The sequence below is a fragment of the Nitrospirota bacterium genome (genome assembly GCA_016212215.1).
Taxonomy (GTDB): Bacteria; Nitrospirota; 9FT-COMBO-42-15; order HDB-SIOI813; family HDB-SIOI813; genus JACRGV01.
Map to the genome: position 1 here is coordinate 22866 of JACRGV010000131.1, position 21380 is coordinate 44245.

The 21380-nt window shown below is 42.5% G+C and carries 20 protein-coding genes, 1 tRNA gene and 1 other RNA gene; 16 read left to right on the forward strand and 6 right to left on the reverse strand.

Annotated features, from left to right (window positions below; genetic code table 11):
* Nucleotides 1-2 precede the first annotated feature (2 nt).
* The 15 genes from HZA08_11970 to HZA08_12040 all read left to right on the forward strand — a co-directional run bounded on the left by HZA08_11970 (nt 3) and on the right by HZA08_12040 (nt 13012).
* On the forward strand, nt 3-863 hold the full coding sequence (locus tag HZA08_11970) for an EamA family transporter (protein MBI5194139.1): 861 nt from the start codon (nt 3-5) through the stop codon (nt 861-863).
* A gap of 151 nt (nt 864-1014) precedes the next feature.
* A complete protein-coding gene (locus tag HZA08_11975; GenBank protein MBI5194140.1) occupies nt 1015-1212 on the forward strand; it encodes an SAP domain-containing protein in 198 nt (65 codons plus the stop codon).
* A gap of 167 nt (nt 1213-1379) precedes the next feature.
* A complete protein-coding gene (locus HZA08_11980) occupies nt 1380-1868 on the forward strand; it encodes a nucleoside deaminase (protein ID MBI5194141.1) in 489 nt (162 codons plus the stop codon).
* A 262-nt stretch (nt 1869-2130) separates the two neighbouring features.
* Nucleotides 2131-2589, forward strand: coding sequence for an RDD family protein (locus tag HZA08_11985; GenBank protein MBI5194142.1), 459 nt, complete (start codon nt 2131-2133; stop codon nt 2587-2589).
* A complete protein-coding gene (locus tag HZA08_11990) occupies nt 2564-3607 on the forward strand; it encodes a rod shape-determining protein (GenBank protein MBI5194143.1) in 1044 nt (347 codons plus the stop codon). Before HZA08_11985 ends, HZA08_11990 begins: the two co-directional genes overlap by 26 nt.
* Before the next feature lie 50 nt (nt 3608-3657).
* Nucleotides 3658-4512, forward strand: a complete 855-nt coding sequence (mreC, locus tag HZA08_11995) for a rod shape-determining protein MreC (GenBank protein MBI5194144.1) — start codon at nt 3658-3660, stop codon at nt 4510-4512.
* A 125-nt stretch (nt 4513-4637) separates the two neighbouring features.
* Nucleotides 4638-5141 carry a rod shape-determining protein MreD gene (gene mreD, locus HZA08_12000; GenBank protein ID MBI5194145.1) on the forward strand — a complete coding sequence of 168 codons (504 nt, stop codon included), beginning with the start codon at nt 4638-4640 and terminating at the stop codon, nt 5139-5141.
* Nucleotides 5138-6937, forward strand: coding sequence for a penicillin-binding protein 2 (gene mrdA / locus HZA08_12005; GenBank protein MBI5194146.1), 1800 nt, complete (start codon nt 5138-5140; stop codon nt 6935-6937). Before mreD ends, mrdA begins: the two co-directional genes overlap by 4 nt.
* A gap of 168 nt (nt 6938-7105) precedes the next feature.
* The gene (gene rodA, locus HZA08_12010) at nt 7106-8218 is read left to right on the forward strand and encodes a rod shape-determining protein RodA (protein MBI5194147.1); all 1113 of its coding nucleotides are present in this window, start codon (nt 7106-7108) and stop codon (nt 8216-8218) included.
* Between the two features lie 146 nt (nt 8219-8364).
* Nucleotides 8365-8454: transfer RNA gene (locus HZA08_12015), tRNA-Ser, on the forward strand.
* A gap of 94 nt (nt 8455-8548) precedes the next feature.
* Nucleotides 8549-8647, forward strand: an RNA gene (gene ffs, locus HZA08_12020) — signal recognition particle sRNA small type.
* Between the two features lie 106 nt (nt 8648-8753).
* The gene (gene dnaX / locus HZA08_12025) at nt 8754-10577 is read left to right on the forward strand and encodes a DNA polymerase III subunit gamma/tau (protein ID MBI5194148.1); all 1824 of its coding nucleotides are present in this window, start codon (nt 8754-8756) and stop codon (nt 10575-10577) included.
* A 71-nt stretch (nt 10578-10648) separates the two neighbouring features.
* Nucleotides 10649-10972: a YbaB/EbfC family nucleoid-associated protein gene (locus HZA08_12030; GenBank protein MBI5194149.1), complete on the forward strand. Its 324-nt coding sequence runs from the start codon at nt 10649-10651 to the stop codon at nt 10970-10972.
* Between the two features lie 138 nt (nt 10973-11110).
* On the forward strand, nt 11111-11698 hold the full coding sequence (gene recR / locus HZA08_12035) for a recombination protein RecR (protein ID MBI5194150.1): 588 nt from the start codon (nt 11111-11113) through the stop codon (nt 11696-11698).
* Nucleotides 11699-11707: 9 nt separating this feature from the next.
* Nucleotides 11708-13012, forward strand: a complete 1305-nt coding sequence (locus tag HZA08_12040) for an NAD(P)-binding domain-containing protein (protein MBI5194151.1) — start codon at nt 11708-11710, stop codon at nt 13010-13012.
* Nucleotides 13013-13018: 6 nt separating this feature from the next.
* Here the strand turns inward: HZA08_12040 and HZA08_12045 are convergent, their stop codons facing one another.
* From HZA08_12045 to HZA08_12060, 4 genes are all read right to left on the reverse strand, one after another.
* Nucleotides 13019-13198 carry a hypothetical protein gene (locus HZA08_12045; protein ID MBI5194152.1) on the reverse strand — a complete coding sequence of 60 codons (180 nt, stop codon included), beginning with the start codon at nt 13196-13198 and terminating at the stop codon, nt 13019-13021.
* A 115-nt stretch (nt 13199-13313) separates the two neighbouring features.
* On the reverse strand, nt 13314-13622 hold the full coding sequence (locus tag HZA08_12050) for a hypothetical protein (GenBank protein MBI5194153.1): 309 nt from the start codon (nt 13620-13622) through the stop codon (nt 13314-13316).
* Nucleotides 13619-14656 (reverse strand): virulence RhuM family protein, encoded by a 1038-nt coding sequence (locus HZA08_12055; GenBank protein MBI5194154.1) that lies wholly within the window; start codon nt 14654-14656, stop codon nt 13619-13621. The genes HZA08_12050 and HZA08_12055 overlap by 4 nt, the downstream gene beginning before the upstream one ends.
* 10 nt (nt 14657-14666) lie before the next feature.
* Complete coding sequence (locus tag HZA08_12060) at nt 14667-14834, reverse strand: hypothetical protein (protein MBI5194155.1); 168 nt, start codon at nt 14832-14834, stop codon at nt 14667-14669.
* Nucleotides 14835-15200: 366 nt separating this feature from the next.
* On the opposite strand from HZA08_12060, the gene HZA08_12065 reads away from it, so the two are divergent.
* Nucleotides 15201-15908 carry a glycosyl hydrolase gene (locus tag HZA08_12065; protein MBI5194156.1) on the forward strand — a complete coding sequence of 236 codons (708 nt, stop codon included), beginning with the start codon at nt 15201-15203 and terminating at the stop codon, nt 15906-15908.
* Here HZA08_12065 and lexA read toward each other — a convergent pair.
* A complete protein-coding gene (lexA, locus tag HZA08_12070; protein MBI5194157.1) occupies nt 15905-17770 on the reverse strand; it encodes a transcriptional repressor LexA in 1866 nt (621 codons plus the stop codon). The genes HZA08_12065 and lexA overlap by 4 nt on opposite strands.
* Nucleotides 17771-17867: 97 nt before the next feature.
* Nucleotides 17868-21056 (reverse strand): hypothetical protein, encoded by a 3189-nt coding sequence (locus HZA08_12075; GenBank protein MBI5194158.1) that lies wholly within the window; start codon nt 21054-21056, stop codon nt 17868-17870.
* Nucleotides 21057-21380: the final 324 nt, after the last annotated feature.

The window sequence follows — 21380 nt, forward strand, 5'->3', positions numbered from 1 at the left end:
AAATGAACCACTGGGTATTCTTTGCACTCCTTGCTGCATTCACACTGGCAACCGCAGATGCCATAAGCAAGAAGGCTATGGGCAGGACTGATGAGCTTGTCATTGCTTGGGTAAGGCAGGGATATTCACTCCCTTTTCTAAGCCTCTCCTTCTTATTTATAAATATTCCACATCTTGACAGGACTTTTTGGCTGTCCCTTCTCTTTCTTGTCCCAATGGAAGTAACAGCCATTATCCTTTATGTAAAGGCAATTAAGATTTCCCCGCTGTCCCTCACCATTCCCTTCATGGCATTAAGCCCTGTATTTATTATATTTACTGCATTCCTTATGCTTGGAGAACTGCCTGACAGGTCAGGACTTTTGGGAATATTTATGATAGTTGCAGGTGCATATATCCTGAATGTCAGGGCAACAAAGGAGGGATTACTCGGACCAATTAAGGCAATAAAAAGGGAAAAGGGTTCTGTACTAATGATAATCGTGGCACTTATTTATAGTGTTACAGCTACTATTGGAAAGATTGCCATTCAACATTCAAGTCCTGTATTCTTCGGCGCTTTCTACCCTTTTATACTAACCATAGTTTTTTCAATCATACTTATTAAAAAAGGAGAGATTCAAAAGGTAATCTCACGTCCTCTAATATTTCTCGGAATAGGTTTCTTTATCGCTGTAATGGTCTTATCACATTTTACAGCCATCAGCATGGCAGACGTGGCATATATGATCTCCGTCAAAAGGACAAGCCTCATATTCAGCGTTATCTACGGCCGGCTTTTCTTTGGAGAAAAACACACAGGCGAGAGATTGACAGGCAGCGTATTAATGGTCGCTGGAGTAGTACTGATAACCGTGTTTTAATCAATAGCCTGTTACCTATCATCCACAACCCATCATCTGTCACCTATTGCCTATTACCCCTTACCTGTTTTTTATGATTTGACTGAAATGTAACCTCTGATGTATAGTACTCATATTATTTTTTTATATATAACCCAAAGGGGAGGTGCTAATGAAGGTAGAAGAGATAAAAAAGATTGCACAGAAAATGGGAGTACCGGCAGTTGGACCTAAGGCAGAGATGATCAAGACTATCCAGAGGACAGAAGGGAACTTTGATTGCTTCGGCACTGCGGCAGATGGATTCTGTGACCAGGGCGGCTGTCTTTGGAGAACTGATTGCTTGAAGCCGGCCAAGAAGAGTCAGTAAGTAAAATAGGTAAGAGGATGAAGCAAGAAGTGGGAAGTTAGAAGTTAGAAATAAGATTATACGGCCTTTCGGGAATTTTTCTCTGTTATCTTACATCTTGCCTCTTGCTTCTGTCTTTCCTTCATCTCTTGACACTGATAAAGTTTTCTTCTAATCTCATCACTCAGATGTTATCCCAGCTATCAAAGTCATCCCATGAAAGATTTATGGATGTTGCCTTACAAGAGGCGGGGCTTGCTGTTTCCTGCGGGGATGTTCCTGTCGGCGCTGTGGCTGTGATCGAGGGAGAGATAATATCAAAGGGATATAATATGAGGGAGGCTCAGCATGACCCGACTGCCCATGCTGAGATGGTTGTTATAAGAGAGTGTGCGGAGAAGCTCGGCAGATGGCGGCTCAATGATATTACCCTTTATGTAACTATTGAACCGTGTGTAATGTGTGCAGGCGCGCTTATCCTTGCACGGATACCAAGGGTTGTTTTTGGTGTCTATGATGCTAAGTTCGGCGGAGGCGGCTCGGTATTTCAGATACTTCAGGACCCGGTGCTCAATCACAGGGTGGAGATAGTTTCAGGTATAAGAGAAGATATGTGCCGGAAGATTCTTCAGGACTTTTTTTATGGTCGAAGACAATCGTTAAAAATAGCCGGTTGAAATATCAGCAATTCCCTGTGATGTATCAGGCAACTGGCCTTACAGCGGGGTTAGAAAACCCATCCTATAGCGATAGGCGGGACATTCTTGTCCCGCATTCACAAGGGAGAAATATTGTTACCAAGAATTGCTGTTGAAATATAAATTAATACTCTGTTATAATACACAGATTGTTTTTTAGGTTTCCTCCTGAAAAAACCATGGGATAAATTATTCAGTCCGGCGGTTTAAAAAGGCGGATACCTTTTGAAGGGAGTTATTTTTGGATCCCGGGAACCCCGAAGCAGTAGTTGAGGCAGATTCTCCTGAGTACAGTAAGGCAAATATCCTTAACAGATTTATAGCAAAGATTATTGACATCATTGTTGCAGCCGCGTTTTCAAAATTGCTGCAACCGGTGGGATTTTTTGCCGGCCTGACATACCTTTTGATAGCCGACGGATTCTTTGACGGGAGGAGTCTCGGCAAGAAGCTGATAGGCATTAAAACTATTAAAGCAGATGGAGATCTGTGTACTTATAAAGACTCTATACTGCGGAACTTAACTATGAGTGCAGGGTATATCTTTTTTTTTATTCCTTATGTCGGGTGGCTGCTGACACTTATTATCTTCTCAATAGAAGGTCTTGTTATACTTGGGAATGAAAATGGGTTGAGGATAGGTGATGAGCTGGCAAAAACTTATGTAGTTGAGAATGGAGGTACAAAAATTGTTAAGTGACATCCTTGGATGGTTTTCGACGGATCTGGCAATTGATCTCGGTACGGCGAATACGCTTGTTTATGTAAAAGGTAAGGGTATAGTATGCGATGAGCCTTCTGTAGTTGCTATTGATAAAAAGACCGGAAAGGTGCTGGCAGTCGGTGCTGAGGCAAAGAGAATGTTGGGAAGGACGCCCGGCAATATTGTTGCTATCAGGCCGCTAAAAGACGGCGTAATTGCTGATTTTGACGTGGCGGAAAAGATGTTAAGCCACTTTATTACGAAGGTGCATAACAGAAAGGCATTCGTCAGTCCGCGTGTTATTATTGGTATCCCTTCGCGCATTACGCAGGTTGAGCAGAGGGCTGTGCGTGACTCAGCAGAGCTTGCAGGTGCACGTGAGGTTTATCTTATAGAACAGCCGATAGCCGCTGCCATTGGTGCAGGTCTTCCTATTACAGAGCCCTCAGGAAATATGGTTGTTGACATAGGCGGAGGCACCACTGATATTGCAGTTATCTCCCTTGCCGGTATAGTCTATAGTGATTCTGTGCGTGTTGCAGGGGACAGGATGGACGAGGCAATACTGTCATATATCAAGAGGAAGTATAATCTCCTTCTTGGTGACCACATGGCTGAGTTGATAAAGATAGAACTCGGTTCAGCATATCCTCTTGAGGAAAAGCGTGTTATGGCTATAAAAGGGAGGGATCTTTTATCCGGAATCCCTAAGACACTCGAGGCTAACAGTGATGAGATACGCGAGGCACTTGAAGAACCTGTCAGGGCAATTGTGGATGCAGTGAAGATAGCCCTTGAGAATACACCACCTGAACTTGCAGCAGATATAATAGACCGCGGAATTGTACTTGCGGGCGGCGGTTCTCTGCTGAGGGGGCTTGATTTGAGGATCAGGGAAGAGGTGAATCTGCCGATCATCACAGTTGAAAATCCAAAGACTACAGTTGTAATGGGTACAGGAAAGGTGCTGGAAGAGATTGAACTTTTAAGGAAGGTATCTGTATATTCACAGTGAAGTCTGCTGGTATGCACGCCATTAATAATGTCATTTAATACCGGGCAGGTATGTTTAGATTTCCTGCTGTAAACAAAAAGATATTAGCCGCCTTTTTTCTGGTGATAGGGATATTTGTCCTGTTATCCCCTGAAATAAAAGGCGCACCTCGTTTTTACTTTTTTGAGAGACCTTTTGCCTTTTCCATCAACGTAGTCCAGTCGGGTTTCACGTCAATATTTAATAGTATATCTTCAGTCTGGTCCGGTTACATTTCACTTACAAATGTGAATAAAGATAACAAGAGACTTCTTGAAGAAAATAAAAGACTCCGTAATGAACAAATAGTTATGCTGGAAAAGGCCCTTGCCGCTGACAGGCTTTTGGAGCTTCTGAGGCTTAAAGATACGATAAAAAAGGAATATGTTATTGCAGGTATAACGGCTAAAGACCCCGCAAGCTGGTCGAGTGTGGTAGTAATAAATAAAGGTGAGCGTGACGGATTAAGGCCGGGCATGGGGGTGATAAATGAAGACGGGGTTGTGGGCAGGGTTATAAAGACGACACCCTCGTACTCAAGGGTGCTCCTGATTTCTGACAGGAACAGTTCAGTCGCCGGTCTGATCCAGCGGACAAGAGATGAGGGTATTGTAGCAGGGGCAGGCGGTAGTCCATTAAGACTTAATTATATAACAATAACTTCTGATGTACTGAAAGGGGATATTATCCTGACATCCGGTACCGACAGCGTTTTTCCTGAGGGGATAGTTATAGGAAGCATCAGCAAGATAGAGACCCCCAAAAATGCCATGTTTCATTCAATAGAAGTCCTGCCGGGAGTGAACTTATCAAAAGTTAGAGAAGTAATGGTATTAAAAACCCCGCCGGCGCCGGAGATTGAAAGGATGTTAAAAGACAGTGATTAGTGGTTAGTGAATAGTGATGAGTGAGAAGCGAGAAGTAAGAGGCAAGAAGTAAGAAATAAGATGTCGGACGAAAATTCCCTCCCCTTCAAGGGGAGGGTTAGGGTGGGGATGGGGTTGATTTTCGGATGAAACTAATTCTATGGTTTATTTCTATAACAGCCCTTATTGCATTCCAGGGGAGTGTGCTGAATCCTTTTGTGGTGCACGGTATAAGACCTGATTTTATGCTGATTGCAGTATATTTTCTGGGGTTAGGCTATGGCGACATATTCGGTGGAATCGGCGGGGCAGTTATTGGTTTTATAATGGATGTAATATCAGGAGGTCCTGTTTATTATAACATCTTTACAAAGTTCTTTTCAGGATACCTCGCAGGGGTCATAGAAAGATGGGTACTACATCACGGATTTATGCTGCATACAGGGGTACTATTTTTATTGTCTTTAGCTCAAAGTATCATAGTATTAATTGCATACACGTTTCTTGGAACAATCCAATTTCCTGATGACCTTTTTTATATAGCAATACCTCAGGCTGTCTTTGACGGAATAGCCGGAGGGATTGTTTACCTTCTTCTTTTCAGGCAGAAGAGGGTTCTTGTATCACGATGGGAGTCATTTGTAAAATGACAGATTTTCAGGATAAGAACAGGGGGTTACAACAGAGAATAAAATATCTCAGGACATTCATTATCCTTTTATTTACTATTGTCCTTTTTCGTGGGTGGCACATGCAGATTATCAAAGGGTCATATTATAGAAAACTCTCAGAAGATAACCGTGTCAGGACAGTTATAATGCCTCCTCTCAGGGGCATTATATATGACCGCAATGGAGAGATACTGGCGAAGAATGTCCCTTCATTTGATGCAGGCATTGTTATTGCCGACACAAAAAATCTGAACAGGACTATAAGAAAATTATCACCCCTAATTCATCTTTCGTTTGAAGAGATTAAAGAGAGGATAAAGTATGCAAAAAATTATGACCCTTTCTCTCCTATATTAATAAAAGAAGACATATCAATAAGGGAGGTTGCCCTGATTGAGTCTCAGGGTTGGAACCTGCCTGGGGTTGTAACAATCATTGAAGGAAGGCGTGAGTATCCCAATAATGTCCTTGCAGCCCATCTGTTAGGTTATGTAGGAGAGGTTTCGCAGTCTCAGCTCAGGGAAGTTGATTACTCATCTGAACTGCCCGGAAGAATAATCGGGCAGAATGGTATAGAGAAGGAATACGATAGCCTGCTCAGGGGCAGGGTCGGCAGAAAAAACATTGAAGTAGACGCATCCGGCCATGAACGTCAGATACTGGATATTTCTGAACCAATAGCCGGGGATAACATAGTTTTGGCAATAGATATAGGATTACAACGTGCTGCTGAAGATGCACTTGGGGACAGGAGAGGGGCCGTAGTTGTACTGGATTCAGATACAGGAGAGGTGCTTGCATTGGCCAGTCACCCGGCGTATGACCCTAATGTCTTGTCAAGGAGGCTACTGCCTAGTGTATGGAAAAAGATTGCTGAAGACCCTGGTCATCCATTAAACAACAGGGCAATACAGGGTACTTATCCTCCAGGCTCAGTCTTTAAAATACTCATGGCTACCGCAGGTCTTGAGGGGGGGTATATTGACCCGGGCGGAAGAATAGCATGCAGCGGCGGGATGCAGTTCGGTAACAGGTTTTACAGGGACTGGACATCAGTCGGCCACGGGTCAGTTGATCTGCATAAGGCGATTACACAGTCCTGTGATGTATATTTTTATCAGCTTGGGAACCGTATGCAGATTGATACAATTGCAAATTATGCAATGCAATTCGGTCTTGGAGAGCCTACAGGGATTGATCTCCCTTCTGAAAAGAAAGGTCTTGTCCCCTCCACACAATGGAAACTTAATGCCAGAAAGGAACGCTGGTATGCCGGGGAGACTTTATCAGTAGCCATTGGACAGGGGTATCTTTCAGTGACCCCTTTACAACAGGCTGTAATGGTAAACACAGTGGTCAATTCCGGTTCATTAAAAAGGCCGAGGGTGCTTAAAGGCATAATCTCTGATAAGGAGAAAAAGACTTATGAATTTTCATCTGTTGAGGTACGTAAGATTGATATGAAGGAGTCTACCCTTAAAAATATAAAGAGCGCCTTACACGGGGTTGTGAATGAACCCGGGGGCACAGGAGGGGCTGCCAGAAGTTATCTGATTGATGTTGGAGGTAAGACAGGAACGGCACAGGCTGTTGGGAGGCAGTCCGTCACCGGTCTGAATGACCATGCATGGTTTGCCGCATTTGCACCCGTTGATAAACCAAAGATAACCGTTTCTGTGCTTGTGGAACACGGCGGACACGGCGGCAGCGCTGCCGCACCGGTGGCTAAGAAGATAATTGAGGAATATTTTAAGACAGTGAATAGTGATGAGTGAATAGTGAATAGTAAGAAGAAGCAAGAGGTAAGATAACGGATGAATATTCCCTCCCCCTTGACGGAGGAGGGGCAGGGTGGGGGTGAACTCTGAAAATTCCCTCCCCTTCAAGGGGAGGGTGCTAAGTTCATCCCCCCTCCCTTGACGGGAGGGGGTTAGGGGGAGGGTGTGCTTAAAAAAAATCCATTAGCTTTAATTGACTGGAAGGCGCTGGCAATAATTGCTGTAATACTTTTTATAGGGGTATTAACTATATTCAGTGCTACTTACAACAGTTCAGGCGGGGGGATACCTTTATATTATAAACAGGCAGGTTGGATTGCTATAGGGATGGTATTCTTTTTTGCCGGGGCAACCATAGATTACCAGACTATTGCAAAATATGCATATCCATTATATGCAGTATCACTGTTATTACTGGTTCTCGTAATGGTTATTGGGAGAAGTGGTTTCGGTGCACAGAGGTGGCTGTCTGTAGGAGGCTTCTCATTCCAGCCATCAGAGCTTGCAAAACTGGCGACTGTACTTGCAATAACAAGATATTTTTCCGATTATCCTGCCAGGTATGGTTATACTGTTAAAGAGTTATTTATACCCGGGGTTGTTATTGCTATTCCGGTACTGCTTGTATTGAAACAGCCTGACCTTGGAACAGCCCTTGTAATAACATTTGTATCATTGGGGCTTATATATCTTGTAAGGATACGTTCAAAGTTTTTTGGTCTTTCAATGCTGATAGGGATAATGACATTTCCCTTCCTCTGGCAGTTATTCTGGGAGAGTCTAAAAGGGTATCAAAAGATACGTCTTATGACATTCGTAAATCCAATGGCTGATCCTAGGGGCACAGGCTATCATATCATTCAATCCAAGATAGCTGTCGGCTCCGGTGGATTCATGGGAAAGGGGCTGTTTGAGAGCACACAGAGTCACCTGAATTTCCTTCCTGCGCGGCACACAGACTTCATTTTTTCAGTATTTTCTGAAGAGTGGGGATTCATAGGTCTTGCAGTGCTCATGTTGCTCTACCTTGGTCTGATAACATGGGGATTGGATACAGCAATAAAGTCCAGAGACAGGCTTGGGATGTTGATGGGCAGCAGTCTGGTATGTCTCTTTACATGCTACTGTCTTATAAACATCGGGATGACCCTTGGGATAGTCCCTGTAGTGGGAATACCACTGCCCCTTATGAGCTACGGCGGCACCTCTTTAATTACTACCTTGTTTTCTCTCGGTATATTATTTAATATAAAGAAAAAAAGGTACCTGTTTTCGTAATCTTCTTGACACCTACACACAATTAGAATTTTGAATTGACGTAGATGGCAGCAACTTAACTGCCTATCACCTATTGCCTCAAACCTGCCGTTAAAATTTACTGCTTGACCTGCAAGGTCATTTCCCCTAAAATTACATGTTGGATTGGAGAGGTACCCAAGCGGCTGAAGGGGCATGCCTGGAACGCATGTGTACTGGCAACGGTACCGTGGGTTCGAATCCCACCCTCTCCGCCAGGAAAAATGGTGTTGCCATTTTTCACTGATAGCAAATGGCTGATAGCCATTCACTATTTACTATTCACTGTCTCTTGTATGCAGTTGAGTATGGGGCTGGGGCCTGTGCGACACGGACTTACGAACCCCGTCAGGTCCGGAAGGAAGCAGCGGTAAGTAAATCTCCGTGTGTGCCGCAGATTTCCCTTGTCCTGTCTCAACTGCGTAGAGGAGATACTAAAAGAAAGTGATTAGTGATGAGTGATGAGTAAAAACACATTCCCCGTTACTAACTACTAATTTCTAATTACTAATTAACAATGTCTTATCAGGTTCTCGCAAGAAAGTGGCGTCCAAATACATTTCAGGAACTTACCGGCCAGGGGCATGTATCAAAGACAATTGAAAATGCTATAAAGTCTGAACGTATTGCCCATGCCTATTTATTCTCAGGGGTCAGAGGTGTCGGGAAGACTACTGTGGCAAGGATACTTGCCAAGTCTTTAAACTGTGCTGAAGGCCCGACCGCAATCCCATGTATGAAGTGTCAATCCTGTCATGAGATTACCGGAGGTTATGCAGTAGACGTAGTAGAGATAGATGGTGCATCTCATACAGGTGTGGATAATATAAGGGAGCTTCAGGAGAATGCTCAGTATGCCCCGCTCAGAGGCCGCTACAAGATATACATAATTGATGAAGTCCACATGCTGTCTACCTCAGCATTTAATGCCCTGCTGAAGATACTGGAAGAACCGCCTCCACACATTGTCTTTATTTTTGCCACAACAGAGCCTCATAAGATTCCTGCTACAATACACTCAAGGTGCCAGACCTACCAGTTCCGCAGGATTAGTTATAAGGAGATAATGGAGAGGCTTCAATTCATCCTCCATGAGGAGGGTATCAAGGCCGGTGAATCCGCACTCTCTATTGTGGCAAGGGCATCTGACGGAAGCATGAGGGATGCACTCAGCCTTCTTGATCAGGTGATTGCCTATACCGGCGAAAATATCACTGATGAGGATGTGGCGTGGATACTTGGTACGGCGGAGCATCTTACAGTCCATCTTATACAACACATTCTTAACAAAGATTCAGCAGGGGCATTGAACATATTAAAAGAGTTATCAGACGGCGGCTATGATATCAAGCAGTTCCTCCTTAATATTGTTGAACATATAAGAAATCTTACGATGATAAAACTTGGGGTTGGAGGGGATGTGATAGACCTCCCGTCAGAAGAAATTGCAGCGGCTTCAAAATTGGCAGAAGGTGTTCCTATTGAAGATTTCCAGAGGCTGTTCGGGATATTTTCATCCGCCCTTGAAGAGATGCGCTGGTTCCCATATCCGAGATTCTCACTTGAGATGGCTGTGATAAAGGCATCAAACATGAGGCCGGTTGTCCCTGTAGATGACCTGCTTGCAAAATTACAGGATATAGAACATCGTATGGTATCCGGTGTGCCGCCAATGGGTCTAAAGGGTGGTGAAAATCAGCGGGACAAGAATGTCCCGCCTATCCTCAATTTAGGCGTGGATAGGCGAGGTGTTCCAACCACGCCGGAGGGATTTTCGGGTAAAGCATCTATGCGTGTACCACTCACAAAGGACGATGAAGATTCCCTCCCCTTCAAGGGGAGGGTTAGGGTGGGGATGGGGTTATCTTCTGATGAAAACAAGCAGGAAACATCAGATAATCAGGCCATGCCTATTAAAGATGAAAGTGATTTAAAATCAGTATGGAAGAGCATAGTGGGAAGGATATTAGAGCGAAAGCCGAGCCTTGGCTCTTATATTGAGCAGAGTATACCGCTTGGAATTTCTGAAGGGATACTGACTATCGGTTTTAACGGCGGCGCTTCTGTGTTCATAACCTTATTAGACAGGAAGGATAGTAAAGACTATATCCTTGAAGTTGTTAAAGGTTATATGCAGGGAGTCAGCGGGATAAGATTTACTACAGCGTCAGATAAAACAGAGAACAACCCTGCACCGGCGTATGAAGAGTATGTTGCCACAGCACATGAAAAACAACAGGAAGAGGTGGATGATGCATTCTCAGACCCTATTGTTCAGGAGGCAATTGATATTTTAGGCGGAGAACTTGTAGAATTAAGGAATAAAAAGCAGATTAATTAACGGAGAAGTTAGAAGCAAGAAGTTAGAAGTCAGAAGCAAGAAATAAGAATATACTATCAGGAGGGAGAAAAATGTCAAAGAAGATGTTCGGTGATATTATGAAGCAGGCCCAGAAGATGCAGGAACAGCTTGCAAAGATTCAGGAGGAGGCGGCTAATAAAACAGTAGAAGCATCATCAGGCGGCGGAATGGTGTCAGTTACTGCAAACGGCCGTCAGGAGGTGCTCTCAATAAAAATTGAAAAGGATGTAGTAAATCCTGATGACGTGGATATGCTTCAGGACCTTATTCTCGCCGCAACTAATGAGGCATTGAGAAAATCAAAGGACATGATGGCAGAAGAGATGAAGGGGATGACAGGCGGGATGGGGATGAATATCCCTGGCCTGTTTTAAGAAAAGGATTTTCGGGTGAACTCATATGAGCCGAGGGTTCACAAAGGGCCATGAAAATCAGCGGGACAAGAAAGTCCCGCCTATCCTCGTAGAAATGGATAGGCGGGGTTTTCTTACCCCGCCGTAGAGGATTTCCGGATGAAAGACAATTTATTTAATCATTTAATTGAGCAATTGAAAAAATTTCCAGGCGTTGGCCAGAAGACTGCTCAGCGGCTTGCTTTCTTCCTATTAAAAGCAAATGCGGATGATGCAAAGGCGATAGCAGAGGCTATTATTGCAGTTAAGGATAATATCCGATTCTGTTCAGTATGTAATAATATTACCGAAGAAGACCCGTGCCGTATTTGCAGTGATTCTAACAGGGACAGGAAAAAGATACTTGTTGTGAAAGAGCCAAGCACCCTTTACACAATCGAACGTACAGGCGGTTACAAAGGCTTATACCATGTCATGTTAGGTACAATATCCCCTTTGGATGGGATAGGCCCGGATGATATAAAGATTGCCGGATTATTAAAGAGAGTTGAACAGGATGCAATCGAAGAGGTAATACTTGCCCTTGATCCTGACATGGCAGGAGAGGCGACCGCCATGTATCTTACACGCCTGCTGAAACCTTTTGAGGTACACGTAACCCGTATTGCCTACGGTATACCGGTCGGCAGTGATATTGAATATGCCGATGAACTCACTCTTGTTAAATCCCTTGAAGGCAGAAGGTGAGGTGTCTGTATTTTAACAACCGTCATTTCAGTCGTTTTAGTAGCAGGCTCCATCGGGGCTTATTTAGCCGGTCACAGAAAAAAATCCAAAAAGGTTGAGAAGAAGATAACAAAGGCAAAGGAATATGGCCTGCATGAGCCTGTCCATATTCACCCTTACATTGACCCTGCAAAGTGCATCGGCAGTGGTGCGTGTGTAACCGCCTGTCCTGAAAAAGACATACTGGGCCTTGCAGATGGGAAAGGTAAGCTGATCAATGCCTCCCATTGCATCGGGCACGGGGCTTGTGCCTCGGCCTGTCCTGTCAGTGCGATTACCCTCGTGTTCGGTACAGAGACCCGCGGGGTTGAGATACCGTATGTAAACCAGAATTTTGAGACCAATATCAAAGGTGTTTTTATTGCCGGTGAACTTGGGGGTATGGGACTCGTAAAGAATGCAATCACACAGGGCCGGGAAGCTGTGGAATATATTGCGTGCGGACTCAAAGAGGCAAAAGGGGCTGACAAGGGTGTTTATGACGTACTGATTGTCGGAGCAGGTCCTGCCGGCATAGGCGCATCATTAGCAGCGGTGAAGCATAATCTGAATTTTCTTACCATTGAACAGGAGGATATTGGAGGCACTGTATTCCACTATCCGCGTCACAAGATTGTCATGACATCCCCTGTTGACCTGCCGATGTACGGAAAAGTGAAACTGAACGAGACGACTAAAGAGGCCCTCTTAGAACTCTGGATGAGCGTTATTGATAAGACGGGCCTGAAGATTAATGTTGCTGAAAAGATGAAGGGTTTGAAAGAGGAAGATGGGAAGTTCAGGGTTATAACGACAAAAGGCGAGTACATTACAAAAAAAGTAGTCCTTGCAATAGGCCGAAGAGGGACACCGAGGAAACTGGGCGTACCGGGTGAGGAATTGCCGAAAGTTGCATACAGGTTATCTGACCCGGAACAGCATCAGAACCACAACATTCTCGTAGTAGGCGGCGGCGACAGCGCTATTGAAGCAGCGGTCTCATTGTCTAAACAGCCGGGCAATAAAGTTTTACTTAGCTACAGGGGAGATGCATTCAGCCGCATAAAACCCGCAAACAAAAGTCGCCTTGACGAGGCCGTTGCGAATAAACTGGTTAAGGTCATGTTGAATTCAAATGTCAAAGAGATAGGCGAAAAAGAGATCAAAATTGCAGTCGTAGAAGATATACAAGTAATCCCGAATGATTACATCTACATCTTCGCCGGCGGAGAACTCCCCAACGAATTCCTCAAATCAATCGGCATCCAGATCGAAAAGAAATTCGGAAAGGCGTGAACTTTATCATACAAAGATTGTCTTTAATCCTTCTTTCTTCGCAGATTCCTCTTGTCTTTTGTCAGATGTAACGAAAGTGAGATTGACTCCCGTTAACTCCTGAAATAATAATGCTGAGGCTATATGGATGGCATCGAGGGTGCGTGTAGCTGAAAGTAATACAATTTCCTCTGTTTTCTTTGACACATCATCTGTAAGTTTTATTATCTCGATATACGGCAGCCCCTTTTTTATGCGGGTTACCAGTCTGTTAAAGGTTTTTTCATCTGTCTCCTTTCCTTGTTTACGCCTTGAAAGGAAACTAACGCACCGTCTTTAAACAGTCTGTATTTGTCATAATTATGGCAAGCAAGGACTGGCTCTGTGAATAATCCTTTACCTGACGCACGGCTTCATCATAAGCAGTCTCCGGAAGATTGGGATTAAACTTTATAATCGCCTGTTGCAAATATCGCGTGAGCACCACCTCCCTGTCTGAATTTCTTCCTAAAAGCCCATCACGGCCAAAGGTTTCCTGATTATAGGCATACACAGTGTCCCATCCGAGATGGTCCCGAAGGTAATCTGCGGTTGTCTGCTGAACTAATGTATCTTCGTTAAAATAGGTCATTGTTTTTTCTTTTTAGACTCTAATAATTTATTTACCTCACGGTCAAAGTCAGATTCAAACAGCCTGTCCTGAACAATCCTGTATTTTTCATATTCGCTTTCCGCCAGTGCTACTGCAACCTCATGGCTGACATTGCCACTGTCTTTCAAAATATCCTCTTCATTAAACTGCAAAAAAGCATCTAACTTAGTTACCCAGTCTTTCATATACATGATGATGCCTTTTTGTGCCTGCATTTCCGCATAATCAAGGTACATGGTAACAATCCGGTTGAGCAGGTTCAATTCTTTTTCATCCAGATAATTTTTTGCAATACTGACATCGGTTTTGCGGATTGCACCTTTGGGGCTGTTTTTCCAACTGGTTAAACCCATATTCGGCTTTTTGCTATCGGCTCTTTGAGCAATGATTTCCGCTGCAGTCTGCCCGCTTATGGCAAAGTGCAGTTTATTCTGTACTACGGCAAAGAATTGTTTAGTGATTTCTGTATTCGGATTATAATCAGCGCTGCATTGTGCGTATATATCAGTAATCTTTTGATAGAACCTTCGCTCGCTGCTGCGGATATTCCTGATGCGGGCCAGTTGCTCTTCAAAGTAGTCCTGCCCAAAGATGTTATTGGGATTTTTAAGCCGCTCATCATCCATGGCAAAGCCTTTGATTATATATTCTTTCAGCACCTGAGTTGCCCATATACGGAATTGGGTTGCTTTCTGCGAATTAACCCGATAGCCTACAGAAATGATAGCATCGAGGTTATAAAAGTTTGTCTGATAGCTCTTGCCGTCAGCGGCAGTATGTGCAAAATTTGCACATACTGAATTTTCCTGTAACTCTCTGCTTTCAAAAATGTTTATAAGATGTTTCGTAATAACGGACCGATCCACATCAAAAAGTTCAGCAATCTTTGCCTGTGTCAGCCATATATTTTCATGGTGTAAAAAAATCTCTACCTTCACCTTGCCATTAGGCGTGGTGTAGAGCAAAAACTCCGTGAAGCTGTTTTGTGGAACAACCTGTTTATTTTTTTTCATAAGTTACACCTCAATCGCTCCGCTCATCAGCCAGGGCAAAAGCAAATCTCGGGCTTGGGAGAGTTTTTGATTTTGATTTGATAGATTCTCTATTTGAGGCTCTTGCCCTTGAAAATGTCGCCTCTGATTCATCGGCTATCCTTTTGTATGGTGTTTTATGCAAAACAAATTCTACCAAAAGGAGAGCAATTTTTCATCAAAAAAATCCACTTAAGTTATAACTTTTGCAAGAGCCTAATCTTGTAACCAGCATTGCGGGAGAAGAAGAGTTCAGACCCTCTCTGTTTCCTGACCTGATTATCGCTCTCAAAGAAATCTGGAAGTAAAATTGATATTGGAGGATTTTGTTACCTTCATCCGTAACCCCCTCCTGAGCCACTCTAATCAACAAATTATTTATCTTTTTATACACTCTGATTTTATGGTAAAATTAGCCGTTTTTTTATTATGTAGCAAAATTGCAAGAAAGAAATATTCAAAAAGGGAGTGACATCTTTATAGTTGACTCCAGTGACCAGAATTGGAATGCCAGAGAGTGACGGGTATGCCTTTAACGTTAGAGAAACTAAAAAAGCAGTTAGAAAGCATAAAGGCTATGGGTTTCATTAAAACTCGCAGATTACATGACACAGGCATTGGAAAAACTCTGGAGGATCTTTTAGGGATTAAAGAGAACAACTTTCAAATACCGGATGTCGGCGATGTTGAACTGAAGGCCAAGAGGATTGACTCCGGAAGTATGCTTACAATTGCAACAAAGTCACCGGAACCCAAGGGGATTAATAAATTTTTGTTTGAAAAATATAAATATACCGACAACGAAGGTCGTTTCAACCTCCATTCTACTGTTTACGGGTCTCGGGAAAATCCTCAAACATTCAGGGTTGTTTTTGAATATGATCGCCTTGTTTTAAGAAATAAATTAAATATAGAGGCTTACTGGCCAATTTCTATCTTTGATAGTGTTTTAAAGGCAAAGTCAAATATAATTTTATTAGTTTACGCTGAAACTAAAGGCAAGAGAAAAACTGCAGAAGAACAATTCCACTTTGTAGAAGCATATTTGTTATCAAACCTCAATTTAAATAAATTTCAATCTGCTGTAGAGAATGACAAATTAAAGATTGATATTAGGATAGGTGCATATAGAAGCGGTAAAAATAAAGGCAGATACCACGACCATGGGACAGCTTTTAGAATAAATAAAAAGGATTTTCTTCATCTTTATGATAATTTCAATCAAATTATTTAATCCTTTCTCAAAACAACAATACTCTCTTTATTCATTGTCTCTTCTAATGCTCCAACAATATTAGTCGGTGAATTTTTCATAGGCATTCTTTTGCCAGGAATATTTCTCACAAAAATATCTTCACAAGTAAATCCTATACTCTCACTCAATTCAGCAATAATAAAATCAGTAGGTATCCTTACTTGCTTCACCATTCTATTACCAATTACAATGCAGAAATATTTTTTTGGTTTCAGTATCCTATGGGCTTGCCTTAAACAAGTGTTTAATCCGATATAAAAACTTAATACCTCTTTAGCCCTCTTTTCATCTCTCTTTATAATTTTATCTAATGATTCTTTTAAATAATTAGAAAGTAAATGATGCTCTATAGTTTTAGTGGCTTTACCGCCGAGCAGCTCATTATCTAAACCGGAAGCCTTATTTGGGTCATCAAAAATATTAGCCCATTGTGCCGACAATCGTGAAAATTGACCATAAGCAACGGTAGTTCTGCTGTCTCCATAAGGGGGGGAGGTTAATATAAAATCAATTGAGTTATCTTTTATTTTATTATCTTTTGCAGAATCTCCATAAATTATTTTTGTAAATACGTCTTTACCTGCTTCCTTATAAAAATCTGCCATTCCTTTTATGTTGAGTTCTGTTCTTTTTCTAAAAATTCCTAAAACATCAGGACAATAGTTTTCCAATTTATCTCTGCTTATTCTCACAAGCTTAAATTCCCCACTCTTTGTGTTTGATGATAATCTGACACTTTCACTGAAAGGTATCATAAAAAAATTTCTTATATCTGAATTCTCTATTTTTAAAATAGCGTCTTTTATTTTGGCTAACTGTAGAATAACATCTTCCTTAAACCAGAAATCAATATTGTTAAAATTAGGTTTATGTACTTCTTTCCCCTTTACTTTATCAATCTCTGAAAGCAATTTAAAATATGCTTTTGTAAGTAAAGAGGGATTTATCGGAGTTGTTTTAACCCTTGCCAGCAAGATTGCTAATGGATTCAAATCTATCCCATAAGCATTTCTTCCTAACAGTTTACTTTCAACTAATGCTGTACCGGATCCACAGAATATATCACAAATCGTATCTCCTTTTTGGCTATAAGTTTCTAATAGTCGGCGTGCAACTTGAGGAATGAACATTGCAGGATAGGTATGTATACCGTGAGTATATTGCTTAGTATTTTCTCCCTTATAATCCCATGAATAATCTATTCTTCTAACATATTTTTCATCTTTTACTCTTTCTTTCTCGATTTGAGTTTCTAAATTTCTAATAATTTTTACGACAATCCCTCTTATCTCTACATCCTCTCTGTAGAAAGGAAATAGTGTAGGGTTTGCCGGTTGAAGTCTAATGCGGTCTCTTTCTCTATAAATTTTCTTAAGTGTTGCCTGATTATCATCAATAATTGCAACGACTGTTTGCCCGTTATCTGCAAATTCCTGTTTTCTGATAATGACAATATCCCCATCAAAAATTCCTTCATCAATCATACTGTTGCCTTGTACTCTTAATGCATAATGTTTGCCGTGTGTTCCAACTTCGTCTTTTGAAATGGCAATGATTTCATTAGGAGCTTCTATTGGTTCGATGGGTTGACCCGCTGCAATCGTCCCGACTAAAGAGACCTCAATAATTGATTTCTCTTTTACTGGAGATAAAGCTCTTGGTTGGTTATATTCTTTTTGTAAGTATCCGGATTCTTGTAATTTCTTTACATGATGATGAGCAGTTGAAACAGAAGATAGTTTAAGATGTTTTTTTATTTCCTCAAGAGATGGTGAAAGACCTTTCTTATTTCTAAAAGATGTTATAAAATCAAGGGCTTGTTTCTGTCGTTTTGTAAGCATATAACTATCACCTCATGTTTTCGATTTATTTTCTATTGGCAGGTAATTTATATCGAAACTTTATCGAAATGTCAATTAATTTATTTTTATAAAATCCTTAATCCCCCCTCCCTGTAGGATGGCAATTCAAACACTGGCTGTTGGTGTAATTCTTTTTGTGTTCATTTCCGTGGCAGGTTGTGCATCCGCCGCTGTTTTTATATGCGACTGCAGGATGACAGGCAGCGCAGTCAGCGGGATTTGTTCCCCTGTGATTGAGGGGGAAGGTGGTTGACGGGTGAGTGAAGGTCCATGTGGTTGTAGACTTATGACAGGTTTCACAGGTGGTCCAATTATTCGCAGTATGGTCTGCCGGTTTCGCAGGTGTACTTTTCGTTGCGTGACATGTTGAGCATCCGGATTTTACTGCTGAATGGGTGAATGTCCATGCTGTTGTAGACTTATGACAATCTTCACAGGTGGTCCAGTTATTTGTTGTGTGACTTGTGGGTTTCGCAGGTGTACTGTAACTTGTGTGACATACGGAACATCCTGATGTTGATATTGAATGGCTGAATGTCCATGCAGTTGTGGACTTGTGGCAATTCTCACAAGTGGTCCAGTTGTTCGTTGTGTGGTCTCCAGGTTTCTTAGGTGTACTGTAACTTGTGTGACAGGTAGAACAGCCTGTCTTTGCAGTCGGGTGAGTGAATGACCATGATGCCCCTTGTGTGAAGGTATGACAACTCCCGCATTTTGTCCAGTTGTTTGCAGGATGGCTCGAAGGTTTCACTGGATTGCTGTATGTAAGATGGCAAGTGGAACAATCAGTTATTGCAGAAGGGTGCGTAAAAGCCCATGCCGGATATTTGTGGCAGGTTTCGCATGTTGTCCATGTATTTGCAGTATGGCTTGCCGGCTTCTGAGGATTACTATAACTTGAATGACACGCGGCGCATCCTGTTGTTACAGATGTATGTTTACGCGAACCCCACGATACTATGGATGTATGGCATGTCTCACATGTATCAGGGTATGCGGCCGGATTTGCTGTATGGCTGAGCGGCTTTGCTGAAAGATGACAGTTCGAGCAGTTGGATGTCGTCCCCGTTATATTGATATGTTTGAAACTCCACGAAGCGGCTGACACATTATGACACTGAGTGCAGTCCTGACTGTATGCCCTGAGAAGATGATTGGGTGCTGAGTAGTATGTGGAGAGATGGCAATTAACACAGACAGATGATGTGCCTCTGTACTGCCGATTCTTGTGACACTCCTGACACTCTGCATCTCTATGTTTGCCTGAAAGCGGGAATCCCGTATCATTATGCCTGAATCCCACAGCCTGCCATGAATTCTGGCTGTGACATTTGGAACATTCAATACTGCCGAACTGGTTCAGGTGCGGGTCTGTGTGGCACTGGTTACAGTACCGGTTTACCTTTTTATAGTTGTCTTTTGACTTGTGACAATAATTACAGGGCACATCATTGTGAAGCCCTTTCAACTCAAATCCGGTTCTTTTTTTATGGTCAAACTTCCTCGCCTCCCAGTCAAACTGCGTATGGCATGAACTGCACTCTTCCTTAAACTCCCCCTTGTGTATGTCCTTATGGCAGTCAACGCATCGCTCTGCCTTTGTCTTATACCGCTTCTCCTTATGGCATTTCTCACATTCCGTATCCTTGTGTTTACCTATCAATGGAAACTTTGTCTGAAGGTTATGATTCAGGGTCGTCTTCTTCCAGTCCTCTGTTGTGTGACACTTCTTGCAGTTCTTACCAAGTTCTTCCTTGTGCACATCGTCTTTTTTATGACAGGTAAGACACTCCTGTTCAATCGGCCTATATTTTCCGTCTGCATGACACTTTTCACAATCTGTCTTCAGATGTTTCCCATCCAGCTTATAACCCTTATATTCCGGTGCATTGTGTTCAAACAGTATGGACTTCCAATCCTTTGTTACGTGACATGACTCACAGGTCTTATCTGCAAATTGTTTCTTGTGCGGATCAGTGTGACAGTCTGCTGAGTCGCAGGTCTTGTATTTAAGCGGTTTATAGCGTCCCTTTGTATGGCACTTTTCACACTTTACTTCTATATGTTTTCCTTCCATCTTGTATCCCTTGTATGCCGTTGCATTGTGGTCAAATGATGTTGTCTGCCATCCCTTTGTTGTATGACATGACTCACATGTCTTTCCTTCAAACTGTTTTTTATGCGGATCAGTGTGACAGTCTGCTGAATTGCATGTCTTGAAATTAAGCGGCTTATAGCGGCCTTTAGTATGGCACTTTTCACAATCAACCTTAAGGTGCTTGTCTTCGAGCTTATATCCTTTATATGCCGGTGCATTATGGTCAAACAGTACAGACTTCCAATCCATGGTTGTATGGCAGGACTCACATGTCTTTCCTTCAAACTGTTTTTTATGCGGGTCATTATGACAGTCTGATGAGTTGCATGTCTTATAATTAAGCGGTTTAAAGCGGCCTTTAGTATGGCACTTTTCACATTCAACTTTCAGATGTTTTCCATCGAGCTTATATCCCTTGTACTCCGGGGCGTTGTGGTCAAACAGGATTGTCTTCCACCCTTTTGTAGTGTGGCATGATTCGCAGGTCTTTCCTGCAAGCTGTTTTTTGTGCGGGTCAGTGTGGCAGTCCGCTGAATTGCAGGTCTTGTAATTAAGAGGTTTATAGCGGCCTTTTGTATGGCACTTTGCACACTTTACTTCAATATGCTTGTCGGCGAGGATATACTTTGAATTTGTGTTGTGATTGAATTTTTTAATATCCTTCCAGCCCTTGATGTTGTGACAACGGCTGCAATCTTTATCCAACTGACTATTGTGGTAATCCTTGTGACAAGACAGGCAATCCTGTTTCAGCCCTGTATAAACCCCGCTCTTTTTGTGACACTTATTACAACTCGTCTCAGCATGTTTATCTTCAAGCGGATAATCTGTAAGTTTATGGTCAAACTTCTTTTCATCAAGGGAGATCATCTGGTAGCCTCTTCCCTTGTGGTCGCTGTGGCAGGAGATGCAGGGGTCTGTGTATCTGGCATGGACGCCCTGTTTGTTCTTTATCTTAATCGCCAGTTTATCGTGACAATCAAGACAATTGCTGTCCGGAACCCCGCCTCTCAGCTTATGACATTTTGTACAATTGGAAATGCCTTCGAATTTTGCATGAGGGGCCGCCAGCTTGCCGGGGCTTATGAGAGTCTCCATACTGTCCTGAGCAAAGGAAGCTGACGAGATGAGGAGAAAACTTAGTAAGAAAAATATATATTTGTTCATCCGAAAATCTCCTCCGGCGGGGTAAGAAAACCCCGCCTATCCAAATCAACGAGGATAGGCGGGACATTCCTGTCCCGCTGATTTTCATGGCCCTTTGTGAACCATGGTTCATGACGGTTCACCCGAAAATCTCCTAACAGCATAGAATGGTTCGACAGGCTCACCATGACACCCAAGTTGTCATCCTGAGCCTTCGGCTTCGCTCAGGACAGGCCTGTCGAAGAATGATTTCATTTTCATCACCCGCCTATTATTATCTATTCTCCATATCATTTTCAACTTCTCAAATATATATGGCATATTATTCAGAATAAATGTATTATA

Excerpts from the sequence above, each read along its gene's own strand:
- HZA08_11970 (MBI5194139.1), top strand. The coding sequence starts at position 3 with ATGAACCACTGGGTATTCTTTGCACTCCTTGCTGCATTCACACTGGCA.
- HZA08_11975 (MBI5194140.1), top strand. The coding sequence starts at position 1,015 with ATGAAGGTAGAAGAGATAAAAAAGATTGCACAGAAAATGGGAGTACCG.
- HZA08_11980 (MBI5194141.1), top strand. The coding sequence starts at position 1,380 with ATGTTATCCCAGCTATCAAAGTCATCCCATGAAAGATTTATGGATGTT.
- HZA08_11990 (MBI5194143.1), top strand. The coding sequence starts at position 2,564 with ATGGAGGTACAAAAATTGTTAAGTGACATCCTTGGATGGTTTTCGACG.
- mreC (MBI5194144.1), top strand. The coding sequence starts at position 3,658 with ATGTTTAGATTTCCTGCTGTAAACAAAAAGATATTAGCCGCCTTTTTT.
- mreD (MBI5194145.1), top strand. The coding sequence starts at position 4,638 with ATGAAACTAATTCTATGGTTTATTTCTATAACAGCCCTTATTGCATTC.
- mrdA (MBI5194146.1), top strand. The coding sequence starts at position 5,138 with ATGACAGATTTTCAGGATAAGAACAGGGGGTTACAACAGAGAATAAAA.
- dnaX (MBI5194148.1), top strand. The coding sequence starts at position 8,754 with ATGTCTTATCAGGTTCTCGCAAGAAAGTGGCGTCCAAATACATTTCAG.
- HZA08_12030 (MBI5194149.1), top strand. The coding sequence starts at position 10,649 with ATGTCAAAGAAGATGTTCGGTGATATTATGAAGCAGGCCCAGAAGATG.
- recR (MBI5194150.1), top strand. The coding sequence starts at position 11,111 with ATGAAAGACAATTTATTTAATCATTTAATTGAGCAATTGAAAAAATTT.
- HZA08_12050 (MBI5194153.1), bottom strand. The coding sequence starts at position 13,622 with ATGACCTATTTTAACGAAGATACATTAGTTCAGCAGACAACCGCAGAT.
- HZA08_12055 (MBI5194154.1), bottom strand. The coding sequence starts at position 14,656 with ATGAAAAAAAATAAACAGGTTGTTCCACAAAACAGCTTCACGGAGTTT.
- HZA08_12065 (MBI5194156.1), top strand. The coding sequence starts at position 15,201 with ATGCCTTTAACGTTAGAGAAACTAAAAAAGCAGTTAGAAAGCATAAAG.
- lexA (MBI5194157.1), bottom strand. The coding sequence starts at position 17,770 with ATGCTTACAAAACGACAGAAACAAGCCCTTGATTTTATAACATCTTTT.
- HZA08_12075 (MBI5194158.1), bottom strand. The coding sequence starts at position 21,056 with ATGAACAAATATATATTTTTCTTACTAAGTTTTCTCCTCATCTCGTCA.